Here is a 14,858-nt window from a genome sequence, read left to right as displayed (position 1 = left end):
ATGACCCGAGTTGCCGGGGCCGGCTCCCCTACGCATCCCTCCGCCGTCGCGGAAGAGGCAGAGATCGCGAATCGCTCCCGGTTGGCCTGGAAAGAGGAGCAGCTGCGGGTCTGGGACCTGCTGCATCTGTTCACACCGTGGCTGCTGTTGACGATCTCGACGGCGATCTACTTCGCGTGGGTGCTGCCGACCTCCGGTGAACGTTTCTGGCCGGCGGGGGCGTCCGTGCTCGCACTGGTCATGGTCGCGGTGCCGTGGGTGCTGTTCGGGCACACACTGCCCATCAGGAGGAGAACGCTGCGGCGGATGCCGATGGCCGTCTACGTCGTCGGACTGCTCGCTCTGTGCGTCACCCTCATGACGTACTCCGACATCTTCCTCGTCTTCACCATCGCGGGCTTCTTCCACGCCTACCTGCTCAAGCCGTGGCCGGTGGGGGTGCTCGGAGTCCTGGCCACCTCCGTTGCCCTCAACGGCTCGGCGATGGGAGTGTGGGCGGACCCCGCCCCGGAGGCTCTCGCGCAGTTCATCCTGATCGTCGCCGTGCAGACCGCGGCGATCGGGGCGGGCATCCTGCTCACCGCGCGCAGCGAGCCGGAGGAACGCAAGCGGGAGAGACTCGTCGAGCGACTCGAGGCGGCGCTGCACGAGAACGCCGGGCTCCACGCGCAACTGGTCGCCCAGGCCCGGGAGTCCGGCGCCCAGGACGAACGGCAGCGACTGGCCGGTGAGATCCACGACACGCTGGCGCAGGGCCTCGCCGGCATCATCACTCAACTGCAGGCCGCCCAGCGGTCCGCGAGTGTGCGGGGCGAGACGCAGGAGCACGTCACCCGCGCGCTCCAGCTCGCGCGCAGCAGCCTCACCGAGGCCCGGCGGTCCGTGCGGGCGCTCGCTCCACAGGATCTCGCCCGGGCTCACCTGCCCGACGCGCTCCGCACACTCACCGAGCGCTGGTCACGGGACGAGGGGATGCGAGCACATCTGGAGGTCACCGGCGACAGCGAGCCGCTGAGCCCCGCCATCGAGGTGTCACTCTTCCGCGTCGCGCAGGAATCCCTGACCAACGTGGCGAAGCACGCCGCGGCCTCCCGCGTCGGCGTCACGCTGTCCTACACGGGCACCGAGGTGCTGCTCGACGTGCGTGACGACGGACGCGGGTTCACGACAGCGACCGGCACCGGATTCGGCCTGACCAGCATGCGGCAGCGCATCAGGGGCGTCGGCGGCCACGTGGAGGTACAGAGCGCACCGGGTGAAGGGACATCCGTCAGTGCGCGCGTTCCGGCGATCACCCCCGGGGGTGCCGCATCGAAGGAGGAGACCGACCGATGATCCGGCTGTTGATCGTCGACGACCATCCGATCGTGCGGGGCGGCCTGCGCGACACCTTCGCGTACGCCGAGGACATCGTCGTGGTAGGCGAGGCCGGCGACGGCGCCGAGGGTATCGAGCGGGCGACGGCGCTGGTGCCCGATGTCGTGCTCATGGACCTGCGGATGCCCGTGCTGGACGGCGTCGCCGCGACCGCTACCCTGCGCGAGCGGACCCCGGACGTCCGGGTGTTGGTCCTGACGACTTTCGACAGCGAAAGCGACGTCCTGCCGGCGATCGAGGCGGGCGCGATCGGCTATCTCCTGAAGGACGCTCTGCCGGACGAGCTGATGCGGGCGGTCCGGGCGGCCGCGCGCGGCGAGTCGGTGCTCGCGCCGTCGGTGACGCAGCACCTCATGGGGCAGATACGGCGGCCCAGCGCCAGCACACTGACCGATCGGGAGAAGCAGGTGCTGCAACTGGTCGCGAACGGCAACTCGAATCGCGACGCCGCCAAGGCGTTGTTCATCGGCGAAGCAAGCATCAAGACCCATCTCCAACACATCTACGACAAGCTCGGGGTACGTGATCGAGCGTCGGCGGTCGCCGAGGGCTACCGTCGCCGCCTACTCACCTGAGGTCCGCAGCCGGCCGCCCGCACGGCAGGTTCGTCGCGAGCGGCATCCAGATCGGGATGGACGACGCCAGGTTGCGGTAGTGCGGCTCTTCGCAGACGGGGTGCAGAGGTCGTCGGTCAGGGTGCCGATCGAGGTTCCGGCGGGCACGGTCGTAGCGCGTAGTGGTCCGTACGCGGAGGCGAAAAGGGGAAAAGAAGAAGGCCGTGACCCTTGTTTCCGCAGGTCACGGCCTTGATCTTTGGTGCGCCCGAAGGGACTCGAACCCCTAACCTTCTGATCCGTAGTCAGATGCTCTATCCGTTGAGCTACGGGCGCCTGGTGCTCGGCCAGTCTACACAACCGGCTTTCGCGCGGAGACTCCGGGATTCGAACCCGGGAGGGGCTTTAAGACCCCAACCGCATTAGCAGTGCGGCGCCATAGACCAGACTAGGCGAAGTCTCCCTGGTGACCCTGAGGTCACCGCGCCCGAGGATACAGGCCCGCACCCTCCCGGGGCAAAGCGGATACCGGGACCGGCCCTCGCCACCGCGTTTCCGTCGTGTGCCAGATCACGTCCACGGCTACGCTCCATCGATATGCAGGAGCAGCCGCCGAGCGATCCGCCCCGTCGCGAGCCCGCAGCCAAGGCCCGGCGGAGCCGCTCCCCACGACCGACGTTCAACCCACCGACGCCGGATCCCGCCGCGGAGAACGCGACGAGCAACACGCCGGCGCCCCGGCGTCCGCGCCGGTCGGCGCCCACAGTCGTCTTCCAGCCGCCGACGCCGGCCGACGCCGCAGCGCCGGCCCCGCGCCCGCGTCCGGCCGCCGATCCCTCGGCAACCGGTCCCGGTACGCCGCCCGCAGCGCAAGTCACCCCCACCTCTTCCACAACCGATCCGGGTACGTCTGCCGCAGAGCAGAAGGCGGCGGGACCTGCCACGCCCGGCACCCGATCGGGTGACCCGGGCACGACTGAGCCGCCGCCGGTACCAGGGGAGCCCGCTCCGAGGGCCGGAGAACGCGACCCCGCAGCGGCGACACGTCGGGCAGGAGGCGGGGAGGCCGCATCGACGGCGGATGAGGTGTCCGCCACAGCGGAGCGGCGTCCAGTTGGAGGGCCGTCGGTCACCGAGCCGCCGACCGGTTCAGACGCACCATCGGCCGGGGAGGTGACGCCGAAGCGGACGCGCCGCGCACCTGCGGCCAAGAAGGCCGCCCCGGGCGCGAAGGAGGCAGCTCCGGCCGCCAAGAAGACCGCTCGGAAGGCGTCGTCCCCCAAGCCGGAGGCACCGTCTCCCGAGCCGGAGGCGCCGGTCGAACCCACGTTCACCGCACCGGGGCCGCGAGCCGGCGAGCGGGAGCCCGACGGCACCGAGCCGATCGCGGCGGAGAAACCGGCCACCGCGCCTCGACCCGGCCGGACCCGCCGGCCCGTCAAGGCCGCGCCCGCGGCGGAGAAGGCGAGCCCGGCGAAGCGTGCGAAGCGCGCAGCACCGGCCGCCGCCGCGCCGGCCTCCGAGACCACCACCGTCTCGGCGACCGCGCCCGCCGCCCCGGAGCCTGCCGCTTCCGCATCCGAGCCCCCGGCCGCCGACCAAGCGCCCGAGACAGAGCCGGCCGTCATCGAGCGGACCCCCGAGACAGAGCCAGCCACCGTCGATCGGACACCCCAGGCAGAGCCGGCCGTCCTCGAGCAGAAGCCCGGACAGCCCGGCTTCGCGCGTACCCCGATGGAGGGCTGGCGGGCGGTGGGGCCGCAGCTGCGCGACCACCCCGGGTTCGCGCCGGAGCTGCTGGCCCTGGCGGCGGTCGACGTGCTCGGGCCGCGCGCCCGGGACTGGGTGGATCAGGTCCGGCGGGCCTACCCGGAGGCGGACGCCGACGGGGTGGCCCGGCTGGCGACCCGGCGGTTCGTCCGGACGGCCGGTGCGGGTGGGGCGCTGGCGGCGGGTGCCGGGCTGTTCGCGCCGGTCGCGGAGCTGGCGGCGGTGCTGTGGACGCAGGCGAATCTGGTGCTGCATCTGGCGGCGGCGTACGGGCGGGATCCGGCGCATCCGGATCGGGCGGCCGAGCTGCTGGTGCTCACGTTGGTGCACCCGGACGACGGCACCGCGCGGGCGGCGCTGGCGGCGGCTCGGGCGGCCGACTCTCCGGCGGAGGGTCCGTGGGGTCGGGTGGCGGAGGCGGCCTGGCGGCTGGCCACGCCGGTGGCAGCGCAGGCGGGCGGCTGGCTCGGGCTGCGGTTGGCCGCGCGGTTGCTGCCGGGGGCGGCGGCGCTGGCGGCCGCGACGGGCGGTACGGCGACTGCGGAGCGGGTGGCCGCGCGGGCGGTCGCCCGGTACCGGCCACGCCGCGCCTGATCGACACACGTTCGGCGAGGTGGCGGGGTTCCTCAGGCCGCGATACCGCCACCTCGCCGATCCGGCGCAAGCCGACGATCGTGCCGGGCCCACGAGGCCACCAGGCCGGGCATGCCGGCAGCCGCGGTCAGAGCCAGTCGAACCAGGACTTCGGCAGCATCGCGTAGCCGACGAACGCGAAGATGTCGAGCAGCGTGTGCGCGACGATCAGCGGGGCCACCCGGCGGGTGCGCAGGTAGAACAGCCCGAAGATCACGCCCATGACGGCGTTGCCGACGAACGCGCCGAAGCCCTGGTAGAGGTGGTACGAGCCGCGCAGCAGGGCGCTCGTGGCGAGCACGGCGCCGATCCGCCAGTTGAGCTGCCGCAGCCGGGTGATCAGGTAGCCGACCACGATCACCTCCTCCAGCACGGCGTTCTGCACGGCGGCGAGGATCAGCACCGGCACCGTCCACCAGAGGTCCGGCAGCGCGGCCGGGACCAGCGTGGCGTTGAGGCCGAGCTGCGCCGCCACCCAGAACAGCGCCAGCCCGGGCAGGCCGATGAGCGCGGTCAGGCCCGCGCCGCGGGCCAGGTCGGAGGCGGGCCGGCGGAAGTCGACGCCGAGCGTCCGTGCCGGGTCGCCGGGGTCACGCGCCAGCAGGTGTACGGCGAGCAGCACCGGCAGCAGCGCGAAGACGATGCCGAGCAGCTGGTACGTGAGGTCGAGGTACGGGCGGGCCGACGCGGAGGTGTTCAGGGCGGCGGTCTGCTTGGACAGTCCACCGGTCGCGGTCAGCTTCGCGATCAGCGAGACGAGTGCGTACACGGCCGACTGGCCGAGGGACAGACCGAGCACGAGCAGCGTCTCGGTGCCCAGCATCCGGCGGGAGACCGGGCGGGCCAGCTCGTCAACCGTCACCGGACCATGAAAGCACTTCGGCGACCGGGCCGGACGGTCGCACAGTCTGTGCGACCGGCGTACACGCTCCGTGGACATTCTATGGGGGCCGATCCGCCCGTACGGAGAAGGAGCGTGCCCCTGTGGAGAACTTCGCGCGGCTGCTGAAGGAGAGCTGGACCCTGGTCGAGGAGCACCGGGAGCGGCTCAGCGGTCACTTCTACGCCCGGTTGTTCCTCCTCGACCCGGAGCTGCGCAAGCTCTTCCCGGTGCAGATGAACGGCCAGGGCGACCGCATCCTGGAGGCGATCGTCACCGCCACCCAGACGGTGGGCGACCCGGAGAGCTTCGACGAGTACCTGCGGGCGCTGGGCCGGGACCACCGCAAGTACCACGTGGCGGCCGAGCACTACGCGACGATGGGCGTCGCGCTGCTCGACGCGCTGCGCAGCACCGCCGGGGACGGCTGGAACCTGGAGTACGACCAGGCGTGGCGGGAGGCGTACGCGAGCATCAGCGCGCGGATGCTGGCCGGTGCGGAATCCGACGGGAACCCGCCGTTCTGGCACGCCGAGGTGCTGACGCACGAGCGGCACGGCCCGGACACGGCGGTGCTGACCGTACGCGCGCTCCAGGATCCGCTGCCCTGGCGGGCCGGGCAGTACGTGAGCGTGGAGGTGCCCCGCTACCACCCGCGGGTGTGGCGGACGTACTCGGTGGCGAACGCTCCGAACGAGGAGAACGTGCTGGAGTTCCACGTCCGGACGCCGCCGGGCGCGGCCGGTTGGGTGTCCGGCGCGCTGGTGCGCCGCACCAAGCCGGGTGACCTGCTGCGGGTGGCAGCGCCGATGGGCTCGATGACGTTGGACCCGGAGTCCACCCGGGACGTGCTCTGCGTGGCCGGCGGCGTCGGCCTGGCGCCGATCAAGGCGCTGGTGGAGGAGCTGACCCGGGTCAACCGGACCCGCTGGGTGCACGTCTTCTACGGCGCCCGCCGCCCGGACGAGCTGTACGGGCTGCCCGGACTGGAGGAACTGGTGGCCGCCCACCCGTGGTTGTCGGTGACGTCGGCGTGCAGCGAGGACCCGGACTTCGGCGGCGAACTCGGTGACGTCTCCGAGGTGGTCACCCGGTACGGACCGTGGACCACGCACGACTGCTACGTCTCCGGCTCGGCCGCGATGGTCCGGGCCACCCTGCGGGCGCTCGCCGCCGACGACGTCCCGCCGGACCACATCCGGTACGACACGTTCGGCAACCTCTGAACCTTGCTCCCCCCGAGCCGGGTCGCGTGCCCCCGCCCCCTGGGGCACGCGACCCGGCCCCCCGTTTCTCAGTAACGCCAGGGGGTTCCGGTCTCGCGGTATTCCTCCACCGGCACCAGTGGGACGCCGGGTGCCATCCGGTCGACGTAGAGCCGCCCCTCCAGGTGGTCGATCTCGTGCGCGACCAGCCGCGCCATCGCGTACTCGTAGGACGTGATCACCCGGCTGCCGTCCCACAGGGCGTGTTCCACGTCGATCCGCAGCGGCCGGGGCACCAGGCCGCGGTGGTCGAAGAAGGAGAGGCACCCCTCGTACTGCTCGTCGGTCTCGGTCGCGGCGTCCACCACCCGGGGGTTGAGCAGCACCACCGGGTCGGCGGCCCGGTCGGCCGGGCGCACGAGCGCCGCGGACCAGCCGATGCCGAGCTGGGGCGCGGCGAGGCCGACGCCCTTGCTGAACGGGTGCAGCTCGTCCAGGCGGACCAGCATCCCGGCGAGCCGGTCGATCACCTCCCGGGCGTGCTGTTCGTCGGCCGGCAGGTCGAACTGGCGGGCCCGCTGCCGCAGCAGGTCGTCGCCGCGCTGCACGATGCCCACGGCCCGCATCCGGTCGCTGGCCCGCACCCGGCCGCCGCCGTTGGGCGCGCTGTCCGGTTCGGCGTCCGGCTCGGGGCTGCGGAACCGCCACTGCATCCGGTAGCGGGCGTTCAGCGGCGGGTCGTCGGTCCCCCAGTCGAAGACCACCCGGCCGCCGTCCACCGAACGCTGGATCGGGGTACGCAGCGGCCCCTCCTCCGCCGACAGCGAGGTCTCCGCGCCCCACACCTTGGGGTCGAGGTCCGCGGGCAGGTCGAGCCGCACCGCCAGGTGCCGGGTGGGCAGGCGCACGGCCCGCTGGAACCAGGGGCCCCACTTGTCCCGGCCAACGCGGTACGCGTACTCGATGGTGACCCGGTCGCCGGGGTAGAGCGGGAAGCGTCCCTCGTCGTTCTCGAACAGCAGCCAGATCTCCTTGAACGCGTCCCGGTCGTGCTTGGCCCGCCAGTGCATCGGCTCGCGTCCGCTGCCGTCGTCCCGGTAGGCGTTGAGTTGCAGCTCGGCGAAGGTGAGCGGGTGTTCCCGGTGGTGCCGGTTGGAGCGGCCCGGGTCGTTGGGGTAGCGGTCGACGGCGACCCGGACCAGGTAGCGGGTGACCGGTTCGGTGCCGGCGTTGTACAGCTCCCGCCGGATCGCGCAGTGGTAGCCGTCACCGGTGTGGGTGAGCGTGGCCACCTCCCGTTCCACCACGAGGCCGGTGCCGGGGGGAAGCCACTGACCGGGGACGGGTGGATCGCGGTGCGCGGTGCCGGTCCGGCCGTGCCGCAGTTCGTCGTACTCCCGGAAGCGCTGCCAGATCGCGCCGCTGGCCTCCAGGACGGCCTCGGCCCGGCGGGCGAAGTCCTCGGTGGGCCGGTGCCGGCGCCCTTCGACGTGGCTGACGTAGGACGGGTCGAAGCCCATCATCGTGGCCAGTTGCTTCTTGGACAGCCCTCGGCCGGTCCGGTGCCGGGCGAGTTCGGCCGCGAACGAGTCGGCGGCACGCTCGATCGGTGAGGTCGTCATCAGCTTCCTCGTACGCGGGAAGACCATTTTCACGTTGGGTGGCCGAACGTGTACGGAAACTGCCTCGTATTCGACACTCACCTTGACTTTTCAGCGGCGTACGTCGATCCTTACGCCGTCCGCCGCCGGCTCTCCGGCGGCGTTTTCCGTCTCCGAGGCCGGGTAGTACGCCACGGCCGTGGAGTGACGGGGGCCTCCCCGCGACGCCGCGGTACCTCTTCCCCTCCCGCCGGGAGGGTGGTTAGGCTAGCCTTAGCTTGGGTCGACGGCAGGCGCCGACCGCAGGGCGACAGGACAGGGGACGGCCAGGTGACTGCGGTGATGCCGGGGCGCGACGCCGCCACCCCGCTCGCCCCGGTGACCGCGACGCTGCGCGCCATGTTCGGCACCGACGACCTGCCCGGGCTCGCACCCGGCCTGCTCGTCCACGACGAGCTGGACCGCTGGTCCCCGGCCACCCGCCTGATCGACGGCACGCTGCTGACCGAGTTCCTGACCGCCGCCGGCCGCCGCTGGGGCGGCACCCCGCACGCCTGTGCCGCGCTGGCCTGGAAGTCCTACAGCTACTGGACCGCGCTGCCCGCGGTGCTCGGGTGGGCGTCGGCCCGCCGGGTGCCGCTGCTCGACGCGGTCGACGTGCTCGTGCACTTCGAGGACCACCACCAGCTCCTCACGCTGGGGCTGCGCGCCTCCACCCCGGTGGCGGTGCTGCCGAGCGACCCGCTGGCGCTGGCCGGCGCACCGGGCGTGCGGGTGGTGCCGGACGAGGCGGCGCTGCTCGGTGCGCTGCGCGCGTCCCTGCTCGGCGCCCACTTCGCCCCGCTGATCGGCGCCATCCAGGGCGAGGTCCGGATCGGCACCCGTACGCTGCTCGGCTCGGTGGCCTCCGGCATCGCGCACGGCATCCTGCGCGCCTCGGACGCGCTGCCCGGCTCGGCCGCGGCGGCCGTCGGCACGGTGCTGGACGCGCTCGACCTGAGCGACCTGGTCGAGCTGGTGCCCGGCCCGGGCGGCGAGCCGACCGTGCAGCGGCGTACCTGCTGCCTGGCGTTCACGCTCCCCCGGCCCAAGGTGTGCCAGGGCTGCTGCGTCCGCCAGGGCTGACCGCTCACTCGGCCAGCGGCCGGACGTCCCACAACCACACCCCGCCGGTACGCCTCGGCGTGATCCCGCTCAGCTCGGTCATCGCCCGGCGCAGCGCCTCGGCCTGCGGCAGCCGGGGGTCGAGGATCACCGCGCCGGCCCGCCAGTAGCGCAGGTCGTCCACGGCGGCCACCCGGTCCTGCGGGGTGATCGGCGGGACCGCGTCGGTGCGCCGTACCGTCTCGAAGAACGTGCTGGTGGGGCGCGGCGGCGCGGTGAAGAGGGCGATCCGGTCCCCGCCGGGGCGGGTGTCCGGATAGAGGAAGTAGCCGCGGGCCAGCGGCATGTCCAGCCGGGTCTCGGCGGACCAGCGCAGCGGGACCGCGTACGTGGTGTCGGGCAGCGGCAGCGTGACGATGCTCCGCCCGTCGGCGACGTAGGGACGCCAGGCGCCGGAGGTGACGAACGCCGGAGTCGGGTCGAGGCGCTTCGCGGGCAGCGGGGTGGGCAGGATCGGCACCAGCGCCATGGCGAGCACAGTGACCGTGGCGAACCGGATCCGATCGCGCGCGTCCGGGTGCCGCACGGCGAGCCGCCGGACCCGGTCGGCGCCGAACGCGAGCAGCACGCCGATGATCGGGGTGAGCGCGAGCGACCAGCGGGTGGGCACCACCGAGTGCAGGACCGGCAGGTTCTCCAGCGCGGCCCAGGGGCCGGGGATGCCGGTGTCCCGCCCGTCGTAGCGGATCTCCCGGCCGAGCGAGAAGAGCGCGAACACGAGCCCGACCGCCGCGAGCCCGAGCACCACGGCGTTGCGGCGCAGCCACCAGACCAGCGCGACCACCAGGATCACCAGCGGCCAGCCGAAGAACGCGTTCTCCTCGGTGGCGTTCTTGACGAGCGGTTCGCTGCCCCGGGCGTCGCCCGCGAGCGACTCGCGCGACCAGGCCACGTACGCGGCGAGGTCGGTGGAGTAGCCCCGGATCAGCGTGGAGAGCCCGCTGTACGCGCCCGGGCCGAAGAACTGGACCCAGAGCGGGTACGCGAGCAGCGCGCCGGCGACCACAGCGGCCACCCCGAGCCCGGCGGCGAACGGGCGGGCCGCCGACCGGAGGGCGGGCCGCCCGAGCGCCAGCGCGAGCACCACCACGCCGAGCCCGATGGCGGTCATCAGCAGGATCTCCAGGTTGAGGAACGCCTGCCAGACGATCACCAGGCCGAGCAGGACGCCGTTGCGCAGCCAGCGCCCGGGTTCGGCCAGGCGAAGTGTCCGCCAGATGATCAGCGGCACCACGTACTGGCTGACGATGTTGGGGTGCGAGTTGGCGTGCGAGATCATCGCGGGCGCGAACGCGCAGAACGCCGCGCCGAGCCAGGCCGGGCCACGGGCGCCGATGACCACCCGGGAGAGAAGGAAATACCAGGACGCTCCGGTCGCGGCGAGCCCGAGCGTGAGGAAGAGCAGGAATGACCAGCGGGGACCGGCCCAGAGCGTTATCGGGGTCAGCGGTATGGATACGGATAATACGGACGTATTCGCCATAAGATTGACGACGTCCGGCACATTCATCCGGTCCGAGGTGAACGGATAGGCGAAATCGGTGACGACCCGCGCACCGTGCGCCATCATCCATTCGAACTGCGCCTGATCGGTACGATTGTCGCGGACTCCATTGCGCGGATCGGCCCAGAGCCGGGCGGTCACCCAGAACGCGAGCAGCACGAAGCTGAGCACGGCGAGCGCGTCGATCCGCCTACCCTGCCCCGATTTCGCCGCGCTTGCGTCGCTTTCCGGAGTAGTCATGACATTTCAGAGCGTAGTCAGGGTATGACGGGCACGTGCAATGTTCCGGGGAATCACGTACTATGTGCCGAGTTCGCCGATCGCCGAGCGGGCACCCCTCCGGATCACAATTCGGCCCCCCTCCGTCCCCCGATTTCCCCATCAGCCATCCAGATGGTTGACTCTGACGGTCCAGGCGCGGGTCAGTCATATCGTGAGGAATCGACGCATGGCAGAAATCACTGGGGATCAGCGCGTCCAGTCCGAGGTGCTCGAAGGCCTGGCGACGGCTGTCAACCACCGGCAGTGGTTCGTCGAGCTGGCGGTGCCCTACCTCGGTGACAACCCGATCGAGATCGGCAGTGGCCTGGGCGACTACGCCTCGGCCTGGGCCGCCCACGCACCCCGGATCACCGCCACCGAGGCCGACCCGGACCGGCTGATCCAGCTCAAGGAGCGGCTGTCCGACCACCCGGGCGTCGAGGTCCGGCAGATGCTCCTCCCGCACCACGAGCGCGGCGACTACAGCGCGGCCGTCTCCTACAACGTGCTGGAGCACATCGACGATCACGTCGGCGCGCTGCGCAGCATGCGTGACCTGGTCCGCCCCGGCGGCGCCGTGGTCATCATCGTGCCGGCGTTCCAGTTCGCCATGAGCCCCGCCGACATCGCCACCGGCCACGTCCGCCGCTACACGAAGAAGACGCTCGCCGCGGCGATGACCGAGGCGGGCCTCACCGTCGAGCGGATCCACTACGCCAACGCGCTCGGCCTGATCGGCTACTTCATGGCCACCAAGGTCTTCCGGCTGATGCCGAAGGAGGGCCCGATGGTCAAGGTCTACGACACCCTCGTCCTGCCCGTCACCAAGGCCGCCGAGCAGCGCGTCCGGCCGCCGTTCGGCCAGTCCGTCTTCGCTGTCGCCCGCGTACCGGCCTGAGGGCCGGGGGCCGCGACGGCCCCCGGCCGCCGGTCACTCCTTGATCTGGTACGTCGGGCGGATGACCGCCCGGGCCAGGGTGTGGAACGCCAGGTTGAAGCCGACGAAGGCCGGGCTGGCCCCGGCGGGGATGTCGAGGCGGTCCACGTCCACCGCGTGCACCGCGAACACGTACCGGTGCGGGCGGTCCCCGGCCGGCGGCGCGGCGCCCCCGTAGCCGGTGTCGCCGTAGTCGTTGCGGACGCTGAACGCGCCGCCGAGGTCGGCCTCACGCACGCCGGTGGGCAGCTCGGTGACGGATGCGGGAACGTTCACCAGCACCCAGTGCCAGAAGCCGCTGCCGGTCGGGGCGTCCGGGTCGAAGCAGGTGACCACGAAGCTCCTGGTCTCGGCCGGGAAGCCCGACCAGGACAGCTGCGGTGAGACGTTCTCGCCGCCGGTGCTCCCGTGCGCGTACCGCGCGTCCATCGGCTCGCCGTTGTGCACGTCGTCGCTGGTCAGGTCGAACGACGGCACCGTCGGCAGCAGCTCGTACGGGTCCGGGGCGATCGGTCGTTCCAGGGTCATCGAAACGGTCCTTCCGGGTACGCGAATGTCCTGCGCCCTCTTCATACCCCGTTGTCCGCGCCGCCGTGCTGCCGGCGCACCATCTCGTTGATCCAGATCGGCGCGTACGGCGACGTGCAGCCCGGTGGCGTCGGATAGTCCTTGAGCACGCCGAGGCGCTCGCCGATCCCGATCGCGCGCTCCCGGTACGCCGGGTGCTCGATCCCGATCTGCGCGAGGCAGTGGTTCATCGCCCACTGGAGGCGCTCCGGCGCGTCCGCCATCTCCGCCTCGACGACGTCGAGCAGGGCGGCCAGGTCCAGCCCGTCCGGGTTCCGCGCCACCCGCTCGGTGGTGAGCGCCCAGCCGGCGCTCGCCACCACCGGATCCCTGTCGGCCGACCAGGCCAGGCGCAGCGGCTCCGCGTGCGGGCTCTTCTTCACCACGTAGTTGACGAGCCAGTCGTGCACCTTCGGCGTGCGCGCCTCGCGCAGCATGGCGTCCAGCTCGTCCCGCCCGTACGCCTTCGGCCGGCAGATCAACAGCGCCAGCAGCCGGGCCGCGCTGTCCCCGGTCGCCCACAGCTCGCGGGCCAGCTCCTGCTGCGTCTTCAGCCGCTTCGCGATCCCCCGCAGCTTGCCCAGGTTGACCCCGTGGTCGTCGCCGTGCCGCTCGTTGACCGCGCGGATCTTCGGGTCGTCGAGCGCGGCCAGCTCGGCCGTCACCCCGGCCACAGTCGTCGTCTCCGCCATCCCGGCCTCCCGTCGTCGCCGCGTCACGCAGCCTACGACCGGCCCGAGGCTCCCGCTGTTCCGCCGCCCCGCCGTTCCTCACTCGGCCGCCCTGCCGTGCCGTGCAGGCGCCACATCACGGCATCCCAGATCCGTCGCGCTGGTCGCGATGCCGGGCTGACGCTCGGATCGATGCTCGGCGCCCCGGGAGAAGAACGTCTCCTGTTAAGGCTTATGCCTCTCGGTCATATTTATGCCTGAGAGGCATAAGCCGTCGAGGTAATGACTTCCTCTGCAGCCGACACGCCCGACGGGCCCCACACTCCGCTACCGCTGGCCGAGGTGAGCGGCGGAACGCGGCCCCCACGCACGCCCCACAAGCCGGCTACTTCCGCGCTGGGCATGGGTTGAGCTGCGTGAAGGGTGCTCGACTACTGGCGGAGGGTGTGGGATTCGAACCCACGAAGACATCGCTGCCTTACCGGTTTTCAAGACCAGCGCCATCGGCCACTAGGCGAACCCTCCCGGCACGCCCCCGAGGGGTGCGCGACCGGGACCAGTCTGCCACGAACCCCGTACCGGGCAAGCCGCCGTCCCACCCTCGCTGCGAGAACGTGTGCGCGTGGGAGAGCCCAGCGGTGGTGCTGATCAGCGGAATCATGGCCGCCGGCAAGTCCACAGTGGCCGAAGGGCCGGCGCGGCGGCCGTCCCGGGCGGTGCGCCTGCGCGGCGACGGGCAGATCGGGTAAGACTGAACCATGCGCGCGATCACGATCACGGAACCCGGCGGCCCCGAGGCGCTCGTCTGGGCTCATGTGCCCGATCCCGAGCCCGGCCCCGGTGAGGTGGTCGTCGAGGTGCGGGCCAGCGCGGTGAACCGGGCCGACCTGTTGCAGCGGCAGGGGCACTACCCGCCGCCGCCGGGCGCGTCCGCGTACCCCGGTCTGGAGTGTTCGGGGACGGTGCGTGCGCTCGGTCCCGGCGTGACCGGCTGGTCGGTGGGCCAGGAGGTCTGCGCGCTGCTGGCCGGCGGCGGCTACGCCGAGCAGGTCGCGGTGCCGGCCGGGCAGTTGCTGCCGGTGCCGGCCGGCGTCGACCTGGTCGACGCGGCGGCGCTGCCGGAGGTGGCCTGCACTGTCTGGTCGAACGTGGTGGACCTGGCCCGGCTGGCCGAGGGGGACACGCTGCTGGTGCACGGCGGCGGCAGCGGGATCGGCACGTTCGCGATCCAGCTCGGCGTGGCGCTCGGCGCGACGGTGGTGGTGACTGCCCGCTCGGCGAAGCACGAGCGGCTGCGCGAGCTGGGCGCCGCGCACACGATCGACTACCGCGAGCAGGACTTCGTCGACGAGGTACGCCGGGTCACCGACGGCCGGGGCGCGGACGTGATCCTCGACATCATGGGCGCGTCCTACCTGGCCCGGAACGTGGCCGCGCTGGCGACCGGCGGGCGGCTCGTGGTGATCGGCATGCAGGGCGGCCGCAAGGGCGAACTCGACCTGGGGATGCTGCTGGCGAAGCGGGCCGCGGTGCACGCGACAGCGTTGCGGTCCCGCCCGGTGGACGACAAGGCGGCGATCGTCCGGGGCGTACGCGAGCAGGTGTGGCCCCTGGTGGAGGCGGGCCGGGTCCGGCCGGTGGTGCACGCCCGGGTGGACATGGCCGACGCCGCCGCCGCGCACCGCCTGGTCGAGACCAACGACCACCTGGGCAAGGTGCTGCTGGTCCGGTGAG

12 protein-coding genes and 3 tRNA genes are annotated in these 14,858 nt (G+C 72.2%); 7 read left to right on the top strand and 8 right to left on the bottom strand.

All coding sequences use genetic code 11. From position 1 onward, the window contains the following. Together ACN27C_RS09340 and ACN27C_RS09335 are read left to right on the top strand one after the other, a co-directional pair. The gene (locus ACN27C_RS09340; protein WP_422751600.1) at positions 1 to 1,335 is read left to right on the top strand and encodes a sensor histidine kinase; all 1,335 of its coding nucleotides are present in this window, start codon (positions 1 to 3) and stop codon (positions 1,333 to 1,335) included. Further along, positions 1,332 to 1,952 carry a response regulator gene (locus tag ACN27C_RS09335; protein WP_422750941.1) on the top strand — a complete coding sequence of 207 codons (621 nt, stop codon included), beginning with the start codon at positions 1,332 to 1,334 and terminating at the stop codon, positions 1,950 to 1,952. Before ACN27C_RS09340 ends, ACN27C_RS09335 begins: the two co-directional genes overlap by 4 nt. A gap of 239 nt (positions 1,953 to 2,191) precedes the next feature. Here ACN27C_RS09335 and ACN27C_RS09330 read toward each other — a convergent pair. Then, positions 2,192 to 2,267 (bottom strand) — tRNA-Arg (locus ACN27C_RS09330). Between the two features lie 36 nt (positions 2,268 to 2,303). After that, positions 2,304 to 2,394, bottom strand: a tRNA-Ser gene (locus ACN27C_RS09325). A gap of 710 nt (positions 2,395 to 3,104) precedes the next feature. Here ACN27C_RS09325 and ACN27C_RS09320 point away from each other — a divergent pair. Further along, positions 3,105 to 4,295, top strand: coding sequence for a hypothetical protein (locus tag ACN27C_RS09320; protein WP_422750940.1), 1,191 nt, complete (start codon positions 3,105 to 3,107; stop codon positions 4,293 to 4,295). Positions 4,296 to 4,422: 127 nt separating this feature from the next. On the opposite strand, the gene ACN27C_RS09315 is transcribed toward ACN27C_RS09320, so the two are convergent. Next, positions 4,423 to 5,196 (bottom strand): CPBP family intramembrane glutamic endopeptidase, encoded by a 774-nt coding sequence (locus tag ACN27C_RS09315; RefSeq protein ID WP_252451648.1) that lies wholly within the window; start codon positions 5,194 to 5,196, stop codon positions 4,423 to 4,425. 122 nt (positions 5,197 to 5,318) lie between these two features. Between ACN27C_RS09315 and ACN27C_RS09310 the strand changes: the two genes are divergently transcribed. After that, complete coding sequence (locus ACN27C_RS09310) at positions 5,319 to 6,440, top strand: globin domain-containing protein (RefSeq protein WP_120572625.1); 1,122 nt, start codon at positions 5,319 to 5,321, stop codon at positions 6,438 to 6,440. A gap of 68 nt (positions 6,441 to 6,508) precedes the next feature. Here the strand turns inward: ACN27C_RS09310 and ACN27C_RS09305 are convergent, their stop codons facing one another. After that, entirely contained in the window at positions 6,509 to 8,041 is a 1,533-nt protein-coding gene (locus tag ACN27C_RS09305) for a peptide deformylase (RefSeq protein WP_120572624.1), read from the bottom strand. Between the two features lie 321 nt (positions 8,042 to 8,362). On the opposite strand from ACN27C_RS09305, the gene ACN27C_RS09300 reads away from it, so the two are divergent. Continuing rightward, positions 8,363 to 9,145 (top strand): hypothetical protein, encoded by a 783-nt coding sequence (locus tag ACN27C_RS09300; RefSeq protein ID WP_422751599.1) that lies wholly within the window; start codon positions 8,363 to 8,365, stop codon positions 9,143 to 9,145. Positions 9,146 to 9,149: 4 nt separating this feature from the next. On the opposite strand, the gene ACN27C_RS09295 is transcribed toward ACN27C_RS09300, so the two are convergent. Continuing rightward, complete coding sequence (locus tag ACN27C_RS09295) at positions 9,150 to 10,928, bottom strand: hypothetical protein (RefSeq protein WP_422750939.1); 1,779 nt, start codon at positions 10,926 to 10,928, stop codon at positions 9,150 to 9,152. 208 nt (positions 10,929 to 11,136) lie between these two features. Here ACN27C_RS09295 and ACN27C_RS09290 point away from each other — a divergent pair, with 208 nt between their 5' ends. Further along, a complete protein-coding gene (locus ACN27C_RS09290) occupies positions 11,137 to 11,847 on the top strand; it encodes a class I SAM-dependent methyltransferase (protein WP_120572621.1) in 711 nt (236 codons plus the stop codon). Between the two features lie 33 nt (positions 11,848 to 11,880). On the opposite strand, the gene ACN27C_RS09285 is transcribed toward ACN27C_RS09290, so the two are convergent. The 3 genes from ACN27C_RS09285 to ACN27C_RS09275 form a co-directional block, all read right to left on the bottom strand. Then, positions 11,881 to 12,414, bottom strand: a complete 534-nt coding sequence (locus tag ACN27C_RS09285; RefSeq protein ID WP_120572620.1) for a YbhB/YbcL family Raf kinase inhibitor-like protein — start codon at positions 12,412 to 12,414, stop codon at positions 11,881 to 11,883. Between the two features lie 41 nt (positions 12,415 to 12,455). After that, positions 12,456 to 13,145 (bottom strand): DNA alkylation repair protein, encoded by a 690-nt coding sequence (locus ACN27C_RS09280; protein WP_422750938.1) that lies wholly within the window; start codon positions 13,143 to 13,145, stop codon positions 12,456 to 12,458. Positions 13,146 to 13,559: 414 nt separating this feature from the next. Continuing rightward, positions 13,560 to 13,649, bottom strand: a tRNA-Ser gene (locus ACN27C_RS09275). A gap of 233 nt (positions 13,650 to 13,882) precedes the next feature. Between ACN27C_RS09275 and ACN27C_RS09270 the strand changes: the two genes are divergently transcribed. Next, on the top strand, positions 13,883 to 14,857 hold the full coding sequence (locus ACN27C_RS09270; protein ID WP_422750937.1) for an NAD(P)H-quinone oxidoreductase: 975 nt from the start codon (positions 13,883 to 13,885) through the stop codon (positions 14,855 to 14,857). The last annotated feature ends 1 nt before the right edge of the window (position 14,858 follow it).

The organism is Micromonospora sp. WMMD1219 (genome assembly GCF_049315215.1).
Lineage (GTDB): Bacteria > Actinomycetota > Actinomycetes > Mycobacteriales > Micromonosporaceae > Micromonospora > Micromonospora tulbaghiae.
This window is presented reverse-complemented; position numbering and strand designations above follow the sequence as displayed.